Genomic DNA, 14,938 nt, shown 5'->3' on the forward strand with positions numbered 1-14,938 from the left:
AATGCTGTGGAGAATGTTACGACAATCCTGGGGGCGTAATCTCCGACGCAAGGGGCTGGCTATTATGACCGTCTTTCTTGCGTCCAGCCTTATCTCCGCCCTGCTGGCGGTGTCGATTGATATTGGCGATAAAATGTCCAGAGAATTGAAGTCCTATGGTGCCAATATTTTGATTGAACCTGCCGGACAGGCGGCGCTTCCTGCACTTTTCAGTGAAAACAGTAATCCACTATCAGGACAGGATTTCCTTGATGAAGCGGAACTCCCCAACATTAAGGATATCTTCTGGCGCAACAACATTGTCGGCTTTGCCCCTATGCTTGGCGGTGATGTCGACGTTAACGGCAAAGAAGTACGTATTCTCGGCACCTTCTTCAGCCAACCGGTAGATATTCCAGATGAAGAAGGGTTTGAGACGGGGCAAAAAACGGTAAGCCCGTTCTGGCAAGTGACAGGCCACTGGCCGCAAGAGCCTGCTGGTGATGCTCCTCAAACACTGGTAGGGCATGCGTTGGCACGACAAACGGGCTGGAAGCCAGGCGATAAACTGGTGATCCGTACCAGCAATACAACGTTGAATGTGGCCGTCAGCGGCATTCTCTCCAGCGGCGGGGACGAGGATAACCAACTGGTTATGCCGTTGAGCACGGCGCAAACGTTGCTGGATTTACCCGGCAAAGTACAGGCCATTCGTGTCTCAGCGCTGACGGTGCCGGAAAATGAATTGTCGCGTCGGGCGCGTGAAAATCTCGATGCACTGAATGCTGAAGAGTACGACCTTTGGTACTGCACTGCCTATGTCTCGTCCATTGCTCATCAACTGGAGGAGGCTATTTCCGGTGCAGAAGTTCGCCCTGTGTGGCAGGTTGCTGCATCTGAGGGGGTTGTAATCGATAAAATTCAGTTGCTGATGGCCGTAGTGACCGTCGCAGCACTGGCAGCTTCGGCTATGGGAATTGCGTCACTTATGACCAGCACCATTATGGAACGCGCTAAAGAGATCGGCCTGATGAAGGCGCTTGGCGCGCATCAGTGGCAAATCATGCTGTTGTTCTATCTTGAAGCCGCGTCCAGTGGACTGGCCGGAGGGGCATTGGGATGTGTTGCTGGATGGGGAATGGCGAAAGCGATTGGCCTGATGCTATTTGATGCGCCATTGAATTTTGCCTGGATTGTGGTGCCATGTGTATTGGTTATTGCGGTCCTGATTGCCCTGATTGGCACCTGGTTCCCGGCCCGCCGTATTGCCCGCCTGTATCCTGTGGAGGTGCTGTATGGCCGCTAAACGTACGATGCTCTGGTTGCTGGTATGGCGGGCACTGCGTCTGCGTTTTCAGCGAGTTAGCGTAGTATTTGCCGCATTGATGGTCGGGGCGACCATTGTGACCGCGCTATCTGCGGTGTGGTTCGACATCAATACCAAAATGAGTGAAGAATTGCGGACCTTTGGCGCAAATTTCTACATCGGGCCAGGCCATGGCTCCGGCATGCCGCAGCAAGCGTTGCAGACTATTTTAGATCAGGCACCGCAAGGCCTGGTTCACGGAGCCAGTCCTTGGCTTTACGGTATGGCGCGTACCGAGCTGGAGAAGGTGGTGATTGTCGGCGTGTGGTTTGAATCCTTGCAAAAGCTGGTGCCGTACTGGCAGGTTCAGGGGAATTGGATTGGTGTCAGCTTTGACGATCGCAATGCGATGATTGGCATCAAATTGGCTGAGCGTCTTAACGTCCAACCGGGCGATAACATCATCCTGGTGGATCACAATCAGCGCAAAAACTTACAGATAAAAGGCATTGTTGAAGCCGGTGATGCGACAGATAACATGCTAATTGTGAGTCTTGAAGTGGCGCAGGCGTGGTTGCATCAGCCCGATAAAATCAGCCATGGGCTGCTGAGTGTCAGTAACGATGTCGGTCAGGTGGAAAACTATGCCAGCCGATTGCAGGCTCAATACCCGGATCTGGAGATCCGTCCAATACGGAAAGTCTCCGCATCAGAAGGACAGGTACTGGATAAAATAAAAGGGTTAATGGGGCTGGTATCGGTTGTGATCCTTGCGCTGTCATCTTTGTGTGTGAATACCACGTTGATGGCCATTGTGGGTGAGCGGGCAAGGGAATTTGCGCTGCAAAAAGCGTTGGGGGCTAGCAACGGTGATATTGTCCGGCAAATTCTCCTTGAAACCTGCATTATCGCGCTGGCTGCAGTGGTTTGTGGGTGGATCTTAGGGTACATGTTGGCCCAACTACTGGGACTGACTGTATTCAATGCCGCAATATCGCTACGCTGGCCAGTGCTGCCCATCACCCTGACATTATCTTTACTGGTCGCCATTCTGGCGGCGATTGTTCCGGTCCGTCGCGCGGTTAGCATCGAACCCGCAAAAGTGTTGAAAGGAGAGTAACGCCATGTCCGTTGTGCAGACCCCATCAATGGCGATTGAAACCCGCCATTTATATAAACGGTTCGGCGATGTTACCGCCTTAGATGACATCAACCTGCAAATAGTGCAGGGGGAGTTTGTCGCGATTATGGGCGCTTCTGGTTCGGGTAAAACGACACTGATGAATATTCTGACCTGCCTGGACACCGCGACAGAAGGTCAGGTGTTTTTAGATGGGATTGATGCTGCCGCACTGGATGAAGAGGGGCGTCGCCGTTTTCGCGCTGAGAAAATAGGGTTGGTATTCCAGCAGTTTCATCTGATCCCGTTTTTAACCGCGCTGGAGAATATCATGCTGGCGCAACACTACCATAGCGTGGTAGATGAAGCGGCGGCCAGGAAGGTTCTGGAACAAGTCGGTCTTGGGCATCGAGTAACGCACCTGCCGAGTCAACTTTCTGGGGGAGAGCAGCAACGGGTGTGCATTGCCCGGGCGCTGGTCAATGAGCCGCCGGTGATTTTTGCCGATGAACCTACGGGTAACCTCGATGAAGAGAATGAACAGCGGGTGTTGGATCTACTCACTGACCTGCATCGGCAGGGGCGCACGATTGTGATGGTGACGCATAATCCGGCGCTGGGGTTATTTGCCGATCGTATTATCCGTTTGCAGCATGGCAAATATCACGGTGAGGAGGCTAATCAACATGCGCTGGATTAACGTATTAACTTTCGCCATTTTGGTTCTGATTAGTGGATGTAAAGAAGAGAAGTTGGTGGTTGGGCAGCAAGCCCCGGCGCTGGCAACATTCGACCTGCAGGGGGGGAAGGCTGGGCTTGAGCGCTGGCGTGGAAAGGCTATTTATCTAAACTTTTGGTCGGCGGGATGCGGTGGCTGTCTTGCCGAAATGGACGCGCTGGAAGCGCTAAGTAAAAAGTGGGGCGATAACGTTGTGGTCGTGGCTGTGAATACCGATCCGGCAACGGTTAACATAGATGACTTACTGGCGAAACATCAGGTTTCTTACCCGGTACTCCGCGATCAGCTTAAGATTTCCCAGGAACGCTATCAGGTCATCGGCACGCCAACCTCTGTGTTAATTGACAGGGATGGTCGTGTACTGGAATTACACCAGGGGATGCGGAAACCGCCTGAGTTAGATGCAACGTTTGCGCGACTGGCCGCCCGATGAACGCGATACAAAGAGAAACACTATATGGCATTCAGGTGGAATAAAGAGAGTCTGGCCGTCCTGCGTGAAAACGCAGGCGTTTTCACGGCGGAGCAGATTGCGGGGATGCTTCACACTAATATTACGGTTGTGCGCAATATGGCGTATCGACTGAAACTCAGCTTGCGGGTATCCGCCTACAATCAAAAACGTATTGAACAGGTACAAACACTCTATACGTCTTCTGAACCACTAAATCTGAAAGAGATTGCTGCAAAAACTGGACTGACATTCAGTACGGTGCAATACATTGTGTATGTGAAATTAAAAAGTAAACCATATACCAAACGGGAATACGTTTCCTTTGAAACTGATGATGCGGTTCATTATCGGATACAACGAGAGTTCATTGATACTGAGCGTTCCCTTTTACACAACATCCCAGATAACACGCGCTTTCATCAATTGTATTTGACAGATGGAACCTTATATTGTGCACGCAATATCCGCAGCGAAGTGATTATCTGCGAATAATTGAATGGCATATTTCGTCAACCGACGAAGCAAGTATTCATAGTTGCGTTTAATCTGGCTTATCTTTTTTTGTGGGAAAATAAAGAATGGCCAATGTATACGCATTTGAATCCTCCCTGGTGATGATGATTGCCGCCACATTTGTCCTCGCCGGGATGGTGAAAGGCGTTACGGGTATGGGGTTACCTACCGTGGCAATGGGGATCCTCGGATCGCTTATTTCACCGGTTGCCGCGGCGGCTATGCTGCTATTGCCTTCGCTGATAAGCAATTTGTTCCAGTTTGGCAGTGGTGGAAATACACGCCAATTACTCAAACGACTGTGGCCAATGCTGCTGACAGTGGTAGTGGCGACTCTGCTTGCCAGCGCCTGGATTACCGGGGGCGACACCACCCGAACTCAGTTTGCACTCGGCGTGGCGCTGGTGGCCTACGCTATCTGGACGCTGGCAGGAAAGAAAATTGCGGTGGCCCCGCAGCGTGAAAAACCGTACTCCCTCGTTATTGGATTTGTGACCGGCTTATTGACCGGCGGAACCGGGGTGTTTGTGATACCCGCCGTACCCTGGATCCAGTCCCTGGGCTTTGAGAAAGATGAACTGGTACAGGCGCTCGGGATCTCTTTTACCTTTTCGACCCTGGCATTGGCGCTGGGTCTGTGGTGGCACAACGCGCTGCCCGTACAATCTTTAAGCTTGTCGGCTTTGGCCATTGTTCCTGCACTTATTGGCCAGTGGATAGGAACCCGTGTGCGAAGGGTTATTTCTCCGCTCGTGTTTAAACGCTGTTTTCTGTTTTGTTTGGTCGGGTTGGGTACAGAGATGATGCTGCGTGCTATGTGACCGGTTCGGTGACTTTGCGCGACTTTCATGGCATCGTTAATTCAGAGATTCAGGGGCAATGAGGTCGTTATGGCATCCGTGATATTACATGAAGAAGAGGGCGATCTGGAGTCGAGAATGGCGCTTACTGCGGCAGTGATGGCCGATAAGTCGCGCTCGCGTATGCTGTGCGCCCTGATGGATGGCCGTGCCTGGACCGCGACCGAGCTCAGCGCTGTGGCGGATGTGTCTGCGTCGACCGCCAGCGCGCATCTGGCGCGTCTGTGCGAACAACGCTTTGTTGTGGCGCTTGCGCAGGGCAGACATCGTTATTTTCGCCTTGCGAGTCCCGATATCGCTGAACTGCTGGAACGCCTGATGGGCGTTGCGTGGGCGACATCAATGCCCCGGAGAATCACAACGCCGCCAGGTTTGCGGCATGCCCGCACCTGCTACGACCATCTCGCCGGAGAGGTCGCGGTGAGGTTGTTTGATACGTTGGTTTCCCGTCAGTGGTTAACGCCGGATGGTGAAATGCTGACTCCTCTTGGCCAGGAAAAGCTGGCCCAGATGGGGATTGTCCTGGCGGCGGGTTCATCCCGGCGGAAGTTAACCTGCGGTAGTCTGGACTGGAGCGAGCGACGTTATCATCCTGGTGGTGTGCTTGGCGCAACGCTGCTGCGCTGGTTCAGTGAACAGCGATGGATAAAAACAGTACAGGGCAGCCGCCACGTCATCTTCACACCTCTTGGCATTCGTAAACTCGAAACCGAGTTTGGTGTTAAAACGACACGCTAGATGGTCTGTTTTGCGAAAGCGTTCCCGGAAATATGTCATATTTCTGTCACACTCTGTTGTGATTGATAACAACAAGAGGTCGTAGGGATGAATAAATCGTTAATCGCCGCAGCCGTGGCAGGGGCTGTATTATTGTCAACCGCCGCGCAGGCGCAGACCGCGCCGGAAGGGTATCAGCTTCAACAAGTATTGATGATGAGTCGGCATAACTTACGTGCACCATTAGCCAATAATGGCAGCGTTCTTGAACAGTCCACCCCCAAGCAATGGCCAGAGTGGGATGTCCCCGGCGGACAACTCACCACCAAAGGCGGTGTGCTGGAAATCTATATGGGTCACTACATGCGAGAGTGGCTGGCAGAGCAGGGGATGGTGAAATCGGGCGAATGTCCGGCACCGGATACGGTGTATACCTATGCTAACAGTCTGCAGCGTACAGTTGCTACGGCGCAGTTCTTTGTCACCGGTGCCTTCCCTGGTTGCGACGTTCCGGTCCATCATCAGGAAAAAATGGGCACCATGGATCCCACCTTTAATCCGGTGATCACCGATGATTCCGCCGCCTTCAGCCAGCAGGCCGTTCAGGCCATGGAGAAAGAGCGTAGTAAAATGCAGCTCAACGATAGCTATCAGTTGCTTGAGCAAATGACCGACTACAAAGACTCTCCATCCTGTAAAGAAAAACAGCAGTGTTCCCTGACCGATGCCAAAGATATGTTCAGCGCGAAATACCAGCAGGAGCCAGGCGTATCGGGGCCGCTGAAGGTGGGGAATTCGCTGGTCGATGCCTTCACGCTGCAGTATTACGAAGGCTTCCCGATGGACAAGGTTGCCTGGGGCGAGATTAAATCGGATCAGCAGTGGAAGGTTCTGTCGAAGCTGAAAAATGGCTATCAGGACAGCCTGTTCACCTCCCCGGAAGTGGCGCAGAACGTCGCCAAACCTCTGGTGAAATATATTGATAATGCGCTGGTTACGGAACGCGCGAAAGCACCGAAAATAACCGTGCTGGTGGGACATGACTCAAACATCGCTTCGCTGCTCACCGCGCTGGATTTCAAACCATACCAGCTTCACGATCAGAACGAGCGTACGCCGATTGGCGGGAAGATTGTCTTTCAGCGCTGGCATGACAGCAACGCAAATCGTGATCTGATGAAAATCGAGTATGTGTATCAGAGCTCGCTGCAGTTGCGTAATGCAGACGTTCTGACGCTGAAATCCCCGGCGCAGCGCGTTACGCTTGAGCTTAAAGGATGTCCGATAGATGCGGATGGTTTTTGCCCGATAGATAAGTTCGACAGCGTGCTGAATGAGGCGGCTAAATAAAAGAAAAACTCCCCCGTGTTCGCGGGGGAGTCTGAGCGCTAGACGTTTTTACGTTCGATAGTCTGTTCACCCCAAAAGAGCGAATCTTTGTCTGTTTTTTCAAAGGCTTTGATGAGTACCTCATCGCTACCTTCTTCCCAAATTTTTTCCGCCAGTTTCTCGTCATAATGTGCGACTTCAAAAATGGCTTCGGCTATTTCCGGCGATGTATTGCGCAGACTTGCCCATTCGCCGACGCGATGGGCTTTCGCTTCTTGAGTTGGCATTCGAATCCTCCTGTTGAAGATTAGCCGTTGAGTTTTACTACCAGACCTGCGACATATTCACCCTGATAGCGGGCGATAGATAATTCTTCCTGACTTGGCTGGCGGGAGCCGTCGCCTCCGGCAATGGTGGTTGCACCGTAAGGGGTACCGCCGCGAACTTGAGAGACATCAAACAGCTCTTGCGCCGCGTAACCGATAGGCACAATCACCATCCCATGGTGGGCAAGCGTAGTCCAGGTTGAGGTAATGGTTTGTTCCTGACCGCCGCCGGTTCCCGTTGAGCTGAATACACTGGCGAGTTTGCCGTACAGACCACCAGAGGCCCACAGCCCGCCAGTCTGGTCGAGGAAGGTACGCATCTGACCGGACATATTGCCAAAGCGCGTGGGGGTACCAAAAATGATGGCGTCGTAATCAGCCAGTTCTTGCGGGGTTGCGACTGGTGCGTTTTGTGTTTTGCCGCCAGCCTTAAGGAAAATCTCAAGCTGCATGGTCTCTGGTACGCGCTTAATAATCACTTCCGCGCCATCTACCTTATTTGCGCCTTCTGCGACTGCATGGGCCATAGTTTCAATGTGTCCGTACATGGAATAATAAAGCACCAGAACTTTTGCCATTTTACACTACTCCTCGAGTTAACCGTGTCCGTAGCGACTCGCTACCTACCTTTAAAGATATGACGTACTGTCAGGAGTGCAAATTTCACAATCACTTCTTTGATTTATAACAATTTTTATAACAACCTGCTTTGTAGCAAAATGATACATATTTAACTGGAGTGAATTCGGTAGTCATAAGAAAGACTTATTGATTTCTTAGGGTGATTATTTCTTTGGCACTCCTGATCCTGTTGCAGGATATTACAGTTAGCGTCTGCCCAGTCCACGCTTCACTATGCTTAATCCCACGCAGTTATTTTCAGGGCCCCGCCCGTAACGCTGCGTGAGGTATCACTCCTCAGTACCTATGCAATATGATGTCTAATCAATGACGGAGGTCAGTAATGGCAAACCATCGGGGCGGTTCCGGCAACTTTGCGGAAGACCGCGAAAGAGCATCAGAAGCAGGTCGAAAAGGTGGCCAGCACAGCGGGGGCAACTTTAAGAATGACCCGCAACGCGCTTCAGAGGCAGGCAAAAAAGGGGGCAAAAATAGCCACGGCAACAACAAATCGTAATTGTCGGGCTATCTGTCAGATATGTCGTGACGCCTGAGCGTCAGAGACAGACGTTACGTAGCCACCGCCGCCGGATCCTTCCGGCGGTTTTTTTTGTCTGCAAGGTTGAACTGTAACAAAACGCAACGCAGACTAATGACATTCAGTTAATCGGGTATCTCATGTCATTACTCTCTCGTTATTCCTTTTCTGTTAAACCTCAGGAAGCGATCCTCATTGTGATCACCATGTTTTGGGGTGGCACGTTTCTGGCGGTGCAATATGCCGTTACCCTGAGCGGGCCTTTTTTCTTTGTCGGTGTGCGTTTTGCCACTGCCGCACTGGCGGTCGCGCTTTTGTCGTTACACACACTGCATAAGTTGACATGGCTGGAAGTCAAAGCAGGGGTTGCAATCGGTATCGCCATTGCGCTGGGTTATAGCCTGCAAACCTGGGGGCTACAGTTTATTCCCAGCAGTAAATCGGCGTTTATTACCGCGATGTACGTTCCGTTGGTACCGCTTTTACAATGGCTGTGTCTGGGGCGCATGCCTGGACTGATGCCGTGCGTCGGTATTGTACTGGCCTTTATCGGATTGATTTTTCTTGCCGGACCGGGAGGTAATTTACTGGCTTTAGGCGAAGGCGAGTGGATCACGCTCGCCGGTGCGGTGGCGATTGCGGCAGAAATTATCCTGATTAGCGCGTGGGCGGGAAAAGTGGATGTACGGCGGGTAACGGTAGTGCAACTGGCAACTGCTTCGATAGTGGCGTTTATTGCGATGGGACCAGCCGGAGAGGCCGTACCGCCAATGTCTACCGGATTGCTGGTGGTGGCGCTGGGGCTGGGGATTTTCAGCGCGATTATTCAGGTCACCATGAACTGGGCGCAGCGTAGTGTTTCGCCGACGCGCGCGACGGTTATTTATACCGGTGAGCCGGTGTGGGCGGGGATCTTTGGCCGTCTGGCGGGTGAACGCTTACCGCTACTTGCATTGCTTGGCGCGGCATTCATTATTGTTGGCGTGCTGGTCAGCGAACTGAAGTTCAAAAAGAAAAAAGCGCAGCCGCAAGAGGCGCCTCCGGAATCGCTTTAATTTAACCATTCACCGCGTGATTTGATATGCTGACGCCCTCACAAGAAGGAGAGGGCGCATGGTCCAACGCGCAGAGAAAAAAACAGGTAAGCGTTCGCAGGCCGTCAGTGCAAAACGCCAGGCCATATTAACCGCGGCATTAAATATCTTCTCCCAATATGGGATCCACGGCACGCGCCTGGAGCAGGTGGCAGAGCAGGCGGGCGTGTCAAAAACCAATTTACTTTATTACTACCCGTCAAAAGAGGTGCTTTATATCGCCGTTTTACGGCAGATCCTCGACATCTGGCTGGCTCCATTGAAAGCTTTTCGCGAAGACTTTGCGCCGCTGGTGGCCATTAAAGAATACATTCGCCTTAAGCTGGAAGTGTCGCGCGATTACCCTCAGGCATCACGGCTGTTTTGTATGGAGATGCTGGCCGGAGCGCCTTTATTGATGGCAGAATTGGAGGGGGATCTAAAAACGCTAATTGATGAGAAATCCGCGCTGATTGCCGGTTGGATCAAAAGCGAAAAACTGGCTCCGGTCGATCCGCATCATCTGATTTTTATGATTTGGGCTTCAACTCAGCACTACGCCGACTTTGCCCCACAGGTAGAGGCGGTGACAGGCGCAACGCTGCGTGATGAAGCCTTTTTTAACCAAACGGTCGAGAGCGTACAGCGGATGATTATTGAAGGGATCCGCGTGCGTTAACTGGCCGGTGGTAAAGGGCAGCTTAAATCGCCTTCTTCACACTGCAAGAGCGAGGCGAGAAACGCTTCGCGCTCGTTGGTCTTATCCGTCAGGCACTGGCTGGAAATCATCGCCTGAACGCTACCGCCTTCGGTGCCAGAACTGAGTAATGCACAGTCCGCATCGCGCAAAGTTATCCAGGATATTTGCGCTTTTTTCAGTAAATCGCGCTGGGTTGGAGCGGCGCGCTTCAGCGCATTCTGATAAGTTTCATTAAGTTTGGCGTCGGCCGCCTTATACTGCTCTGCCGCACAGGTGTTCATCTCCATCTGCGTGTTCGCGTTGGCGCAGTCATCCGCCAGCGCCTGGCCGCTCAGCAGCAGCGCTGCACATGTCAGTACGATTCGTTTCATGCTTCCCTCTGGCTTCATAAAAAAAAGGCCCCGTTACCGGAGCCTTAATTAACCACAACCTTAGCCGATTGTCATCAGGCTGGCGTTCCCGCCAGCTGCGGCGGTATTGACGCTCAGGGAGCGTTCAATGTACAGCCTCTCCAGCAGAATATTGCTCTCGCCACGGGCAAAGCCCTGGACCGACACAATCGCCCCTTCGCGGGCCGCCACTGCTTCACACAGTGCGCGAAGCTGATCGGAATCGCCGTGGAAAATAACGGCATCAAACGGCTGCGTGGCGATGTTGTCCGCTTTGGCAAACTGAATGCGCCCGGAGACCGCGGCTGGCAGGCGTTTTGCCAGGTCGCGATGGAACGTATCATCTGGCCACAGGATTAAGCTACCAACGGAAGTTACAGCGGCAACCTGTACCAGTGCGTCCTGTTCATCATCGGCGATACATAGAACGCGTTCGCGCGGCAACAGCGTCCAGGTATTGCGCTCGCCGGTGGGGCCTGGCAGCAGGCGTTGCGTTCCGGCCTGCGCCAGTTCGCCAAACTGCTGGCAGAGCGCACGCAGTGCTGGACGGTCGGTTGCCCATTCGCTGAGCGCTTCCAGCGGTTGAACGAGTGCGGCTTTAAGCTGCGCATCGACCGGGTAGTCTGCATCCTGGCGGGCAAGGGTAATGCCTAACGCATTTTCCGGACGGTTTGCCAGCAGGCGGTACAGATACAGCGGCCCACCCGCTTTTGGCCCGGTTCCTGACAAGCCTTCACCACCGAATGGCTGCACGCCGACGACGGCGCCGACCATATTGCGGTTAACATACAGGTTCCCCACATGTGCTGAGCCCGTGACCTGGGCGATGGTTTCATCGATACGGGTGTGTACGCCCAGCGTCAGACCGTAGCCGGAGGCATTAATTTGCTCAATCAGGCTGCCCAGATTATTACGGGTGTAACGCACGACGTGCAGTACCGGACCAAACACCTCTTTTTGTAATTCATCGAAGCTTTCCAGCTCAATAAGCGTCGGGGCGATAAAGGTACCGGTTTGCCATTCCCGCGCATCGTCGCTATTTTCGCGCACGGCCTGGAACACCGGACGCCCTTTGGCGCGCATGGCCTGAATATGGCGCTCAATATTGGTTTTGGCTTCTTCATCGATAACCGGTCCAATATCGGTGGTCAGGCGGCCCGGGTTACCCATGCGGCACTCCGCCATCGCGCCGCGCAGCATTTTCAGCGTATGGTCGGCTACATCGTCCTGCAGACACAGGACGCGAAGCGCAGAGCAGCGCTGCCCGGCGCTGTCAAAGGCAGAAGCCAGGACGTCGACCACCACCTGTTCCGTCAGCGCGGAGGAGTCGACGATCATGGCGTTCATCCCGCCGGTTTCGGCGATAAGCGGGATTGGACGTCCCTGAGCATCCAGGCGGGTCGCGATATTGCGTTGCAACAGCGTGGCAACTTCCGTTGAGCCAGTAAACATGACGCTGCGTACGCGCTCATCGGAAGTGAGCTGCGCCCCGACCGTTTCGCCCTGACCAGGCAACAGTTGCACCACGCCTGGCGGTACACCTGCTTCGAGTAAAATGGCAATACCCTGGGCGGCAATCAGCGGGGTTTGTTCCGCGGGTTTTGCCAGTACGCTGTTGCCCGCCGCCAGCGCGGCGGCAATCTGCCCGGAGAAAATAGCCAGCGGGAAGTTCCAGGGGCTGATACAGACTACAGGCCCTAACGGACGATGGGTTTCATTATCGAAGTCATCGCGGACCTGACCGGCATAATAGTGCAGGAAGTCTACCGCTTCGCGCACTTCCGCAATGGCGTTGCTGAAGGTTTTACCTGCTTCGCGCACCAGAATGCCAATCAATTGCTGCATCTGGCCTTCCATTAGAACGGCGGCGCGATGCAAAATAGCGGCGCGCTCTTGTGGCGGTGTGGCGAACCAGATCGGCGCGTTATTTACTGCGTTCTGCAATGCCTGTTCCACTTCGCTGTGAGTCGCTTCACGCACGTAACCGACAATATCTTTCGGTTCGGCCGGGTTGACGACTGGCGTCATTTCACCGTCAGCAACCGGATGTTCGAGTATTGGCTTAGCGTGCCATTTTTGCAGCGCGCTGTTGAGCAGGGCGGAGGACAGCGAGGCCAGACGATGTTCGTTAGCTAAATCCAGTCCGCCTGAGTTTTCGCGGCCTTTACCGTACAGGTCACGCGGCAGGGCAATCTTCGGATGTGGCAGACCAGCCTGGCCTTCCTGCTGCGCCAGTTTTTCAACGGCTTCGACCGGGCAGGCTACCAGTTCATCCAGCGGCAGGGTAGTGTCTGCAATGCGGTTGACGAATGAAGTGTTGGCGCCGTTTTCCAGCAGACGACGCACCAGATACGCAAGCAGCGTTTCATGCGTGCCTACCGGTGCATAAATGCGGCATGGACGGTTCAGTTTGCCATCGGCAACTTTACCGGTGACCTGCTCATATAGCGGTTCGCCCATACCGTGCAGGCACTGGAACTCGTACTGACCCGGATAGTAGTTTTGACCGGCTAATTGATAAATCGCCGCCAACGTATGGGCGTTGTGGGTGGCGAACTGCGGGTAGATCAGATTCGGTACCGCAAGCAGTTTTTTCGCACAGGCCAGATAGGAAACGTCGGTGTACACCTTACGGGTATAGACCGGATAACCTTCCAGACCGTCCATTTGCGCACGTTTGATTTCGCTATCCCAGTAGGCGCCCTTAACCAGGCGGATCATCAGGCGACGGCGGCTGCGTGTAGCCAGATCAATCAGATAATCAATGACATACGGACAGCGCTTCTGGTAGGCCTGGATTACAAAGCCGATACCGTTCCAGCCCGCCAGTTCAGGTTCAAAACACAGTTTTTCCAGCAGATCGAGGGAGATCTCCAGTCGGTCTGCCTCTTCAGCATCGATATTGATACCGATGTCGTACTGGCGGGCCAGCAGAGTAAGCGACTTCAGACGCGGATAGAGTTCATCCATCACGCGGTCATACTGCGCGCGGCTATAACGCGGATGCAACGCCGACAGCTTGATAGAAATGCCCGGCCCTTCATAGATGCCGCGACCATTTGAGGCTTTACCAATGGCGTGGATTGCCTGTTGGTACGAAACCATATAAGCCTGGGCATCAGCGGCGGTTAGAGCCGCTTCGCCCAGCATGTCATAAGAGTAGCGGAAACCTTTTTCTTCCAGTTTACGCGCGTTAGCCAGCGCTTCGGCGATAGTCTCTCCGGTGACGAACTGCTCGCCCATCAAGCGCATTGCCATGTCGACGCCTTTACGCACCAGTGGTTCACCGCTCTTGCCGATAATACGGTTGAGTGAGCGTGAAAGGCTGGCTTCATTATGCGTAGAAACCAGACGACCGGTAAACAACAGCCCCCAGGTCGCTGCGTTGACGAAAAGTGACGGACTGCGTCCAATGTGCGACTGCCAGTTGCCGTTGCTGATTTTGTCGCGGATTAACGCATCGCGGGTTGCCTTATCAGGAATACGCAGCAAGGCTTCCGCCAGACACATCAGCGCGACGCCTTCCTGTGAAGAAAGGGAGAATTCCTGCAATAAACCTTGTACCATCCCGGCGCGGCCGCTGGCGGTCTTCTGGTTACGCAGTTTGTCGGCCAGGCTGTACGCCAGCTTGTGCGCTTGCTCAGCGATGGGTTGCGGCAGACGAGCCTGCTCCATCAGCATCGGCACTGCGTCGGTTTCGGCGCGGCGGTACGCGGCGGTGATTGCTGCGCGGGAAACTGACTGCGGCAGGATCTGTTCGGCAAATTCCAGGAAAGGCTGATGCGCTTCATTCTGCGGCGTGGTTGACTCCTCACCCTCATTCGCGGCACCCGCCAGCAGGGCCGGTAGTTCAGGAAGCGCGTCGTCATTTTCCAGTCTTTCGAGATAATTAAAGATGGCTTGTTTGATCAGCCAATGTGGCGTGCGATCGATTCGTGATGCTGCTGTTTTAATACGCTCGCGAGTGGCGTCATCCAGCTTAACCCCCATCGTGGTGGTTCCCATGCCGTTTACTCCTGTTGTACTGAAATACGGGTCTGATAGTTACCGAGAAATATCCACTATGTTGCAACTTTGTGCAACCGTGTTAAATGTGACTTGGTTTGCAAGCTTGGAAATGAATGAGATGTTAATAAATATGAGTCTTATGATGTGGGCTGTAAAAATTACAGAATCTTTTTCTCTGCGGTAGTTAACACTTTTAAAAGGTGCAACCGAAAAAAATGTGAGAGAGTGCAACCTACAGAAAAATGCTATCTACTCTGGATCAAATT

The 14,938-nt window shown here is 53.4% G+C and carries 15 protein-coding genes; 11 read left to right on the forward strand and 4 right to left on the reverse strand.

Annotation, left to right across the window (positions count from 1 at the left end):
- Window position 1 precedes the first annotated feature (1 nt).
- From C2U41_RS05795 to agp, 8 genes are all read left to right on the forward strand, one after another.
- Complete coding sequence (locus tag C2U41_RS05795) at window positions 2-1,285, forward strand: ABC transporter permease (RefSeq protein WP_003836819.1); 1,284 nt, start codon at window positions 2-4, stop codon at window positions 1,283-1,285.
- Window positions 1,275-2,405 carry an ABC transporter permease gene (locus C2U41_RS05800; RefSeq protein ID WP_003836818.1) on the forward strand — a complete coding sequence of 377 codons (1,131 nt, stop codon included), beginning with the start codon at window positions 1,275-1,277 and terminating at the stop codon, window positions 2,403-2,405. Before C2U41_RS05795 ends, C2U41_RS05800 begins: the two co-directional genes overlap by 11 nt.
- A gap of 4 nt (window positions 2,406-2,409) precedes the next feature.
- Window positions 2,410-3,105: an ABC transporter ATP-binding protein gene (locus C2U41_RS05805; protein ID WP_003836817.1), complete on the forward strand. Its 696-nt coding sequence runs from the start codon at window positions 2,410-2,412 to the stop codon at window positions 3,103-3,105.
- Window positions 3,092-3,577 (forward strand): TlpA family protein disulfide reductase, encoded by a 486-nt coding sequence (locus C2U41_RS05810; RefSeq protein ID WP_003036003.1) that lies wholly within the window; start codon window positions 3,092-3,094, stop codon window positions 3,575-3,577. The genes C2U41_RS05805 and C2U41_RS05810 overlap by 14 nt, the downstream gene beginning before the upstream one ends.
- A gap of 24 nt (window positions 3,578-3,601) precedes the next feature.
- Window positions 3,602-4,090, forward strand: coding sequence for a hypothetical protein (locus C2U41_RS05815; protein ID WP_103849143.1), 489 nt, complete (start codon window positions 3,602-3,604; stop codon window positions 4,088-4,090).
- 86 nt (window positions 4,091-4,176) lie between these two features.
- A complete protein-coding gene (locus C2U41_RS05820; RefSeq protein ID WP_103849144.1) occupies window positions 4,177-4,932 on the forward strand; it encodes a sulfite exporter TauE/SafE family protein in 756 nt (251 codons plus the stop codon).
- A gap of 69 nt (window positions 4,933-5,001) precedes the next feature.
- Window positions 5,002-5,709: an ArsR/SmtB family transcription factor gene (locus tag C2U41_RS05825; protein ID WP_103849145.1), complete on the forward strand. Its 708-nt coding sequence runs from the start codon at window positions 5,002-5,004 to the stop codon at window positions 5,707-5,709.
- A gap of 87 nt (window positions 5,710-5,796) precedes the next feature.
- On the forward strand, window positions 5,797-7,038 hold the full coding sequence (gene agp, locus C2U41_RS05830; RefSeq protein ID WP_103849146.1) for a bifunctional glucose-1-phosphatase/inositol phosphatase: 1,242 nt from the start codon (window positions 5,797-5,799) through the stop codon (window positions 7,036-7,038).
- A gap of 38 nt (window positions 7,039-7,076) precedes the next feature.
- Here agp and C2U41_RS05835 read toward each other — a convergent pair whose 3' ends face one another.
- Together C2U41_RS05835 and wrbA are read right to left on the reverse strand one after the other, a co-directional pair.
- Entirely contained in the window at window positions 7,077-7,304 is a 228-nt protein-coding gene (locus C2U41_RS05835) for a YccJ family protein (protein ID WP_003036015.1), read from the reverse strand.
- A gap of 20 nt (window positions 7,305-7,324) precedes the next feature.
- Window positions 7,325-7,921: an NAD(P)H:quinone oxidoreductase gene (gene wrbA, locus C2U41_RS05840; protein ID WP_103849147.1), complete on the reverse strand. Its 597-nt coding sequence runs from the start codon at window positions 7,919-7,921 to the stop codon at window positions 7,325-7,327.
- 386 nt (window positions 7,922-8,307) lie between these two features.
- Between wrbA and C2U41_RS05845 the strand changes: the two genes are divergently transcribed.
- The 3 genes from C2U41_RS05845 to rutR all read left to right on the forward strand — a co-directional run bounded on the left by C2U41_RS05845 (window position 8,308) and on the right by rutR (window position 10,254).
- Window positions 8,308-8,481 (forward strand): general stress protein, encoded by a 174-nt coding sequence (locus C2U41_RS05845; RefSeq protein WP_003036022.1) that lies wholly within the window; start codon window positions 8,308-8,310, stop codon window positions 8,479-8,481.
- 161 nt (window positions 8,482-8,642) lie between these two features.
- Entirely contained in the window at window positions 8,643-9,557 is a 915-nt protein-coding gene (locus C2U41_RS05850; protein WP_032948964.1) for a DMT family transporter, read from the forward strand.
- A gap of 58 nt (window positions 9,558-9,615) precedes the next feature.
- The gene (gene rutR, locus C2U41_RS05855) at window positions 9,616-10,254 is read left to right on the forward strand and encodes an HTH-type transcriptional regulator RutR (RefSeq protein ID WP_032936252.1); all 639 of its coding nucleotides are present in this window, start codon (window positions 9,616-9,618) and stop codon (window positions 10,252-10,254) included.
- Here the strand turns inward: rutR and C2U41_RS05860 are convergent.
- The gene (locus tag C2U41_RS05860; RefSeq protein ID WP_087879500.1) at window positions 10,251-10,646 is read right to left on the reverse strand and encodes a lysozyme inhibitor LprI family protein; all 396 of its coding nucleotides are present in this window, start codon (window positions 10,644-10,646) and stop codon (window positions 10,251-10,253) included. The two genes, rutR and C2U41_RS05860, sit on opposite strands and share 4 nt — an antisense overlap.
- Window positions 10,647-10,706: 60 nt before the next feature.
- Window positions 10,707-14,669, reverse strand: a complete 3,963-nt coding sequence (gene putA, locus C2U41_RS05865; protein WP_103849148.1) for a trifunctional transcriptional regulator/proline dehydrogenase/L-glutamate gamma-semialdehyde dehydrogenase — start codon at window positions 14,667-14,669, stop codon at window positions 10,707-10,709.
- Window positions 14,670-14,938: the final 269 nt, after the last annotated feature.

The organism is Citrobacter freundii complex sp. CFNIH4 (assembly GCF_002934505.1).
GTDB lineage: Bacteria > Pseudomonadota > Gammaproteobacteria > Enterobacterales > Enterobacteriaceae > Citrobacter > Citrobacter freundii.

What these genes read in the sequence shown, in the direction of transcription:
- C2U41_RS05820 (WP_103849144.1), top strand. Translation starts at nt 4,177, where the DNA reads ATGGCCAATGTATACGCATTTGAATCCTCCCTGGTGATGATGATTGCC.
- C2U41_RS05810 (WP_003036003.1), top strand. Translation starts at nt 3,092, where the DNA reads ATGCGCTGGATTAACGTATTAACTTTCGCCATTTTGGTTCTGATTAGT.
- C2U41_RS05850 (WP_032948964.1), top strand. Translation starts at nt 8,643, where the DNA reads ATGTCATTACTCTCTCGTTATTCCTTTTCTGTTAAACCTCAGGAAGCG.
- C2U41_RS05825 (WP_103849145.1), top strand. Translation starts at nt 5,002, where the DNA reads ATGGCATCCGTGATATTACATGAAGAAGAGGGCGATCTGGAGTCGAGA.
- rutR (WP_032936252.1), top strand. Translation starts at nt 9,616, where the DNA reads ATGGTCCAACGCGCAGAGAAAAAAACAGGTAAGCGTTCGCAGGCCGTC.
- putA (WP_103849148.1), bottom strand. Translation starts at nt 14,669, where the DNA reads ATGGGAACCACCACGATGGGGGTTAAGCTGGATGACGCCACTCGCGAG.
- C2U41_RS05845 (WP_003036022.1), top strand. Translation starts at nt 8,308, where the DNA reads ATGGCAAACCATCGGGGCGGTTCCGGCAACTTTGCGGAAGACCGCGAA.
- wrbA (WP_103849147.1), bottom strand. Translation starts at nt 7,921, where the DNA reads ATGGCAAAAGTTCTGGTGCTTTATTATTCCATGTACGGACACATTGAA.
- C2U41_RS05805 (WP_003836817.1), top strand. Translation starts at nt 2,410, where the DNA reads ATGTCCGTTGTGCAGACCCCATCAATGGCGATTGAAACCCGCCATTTA.
- C2U41_RS05815 (WP_103849143.1), top strand. Translation starts at nt 3,602, where the DNA reads ATGGCATTCAGGTGGAATAAAGAGAGTCTGGCCGTCCTGCGTGAAAAC.
- C2U41_RS05860 (WP_087879500.1), bottom strand. Translation starts at nt 10,646, where the DNA reads ATGAAACGAATCGTACTGACATGTGCAGCGCTGCTGCTGAGCGGCCAG.
- C2U41_RS05800 (WP_003836818.1), top strand. Translation starts at nt 1,275, where the DNA reads ATGGCCGCTAAACGTACGATGCTCTGGTTGCTGGTATGGCGGGCACTG.
- C2U41_RS05795 (WP_003836819.1), top strand. Translation starts at nt 2, where the DNA reads ATGCTGTGGAGAATGTTACGACAATCCTGGGGGCGTAATCTCCGACGC.
- C2U41_RS05835 (WP_003036015.1), bottom strand. Translation starts at nt 7,304, where the DNA reads ATGCCAACTCAAGAAGCGAAAGCCCATCGCGTCGGCGAATGGGCAAGT.
- agp (WP_103849146.1), top strand. Translation starts at nt 5,797, where the DNA reads ATGAATAAATCGTTAATCGCCGCAGCCGTGGCAGGGGCTGTATTATTG.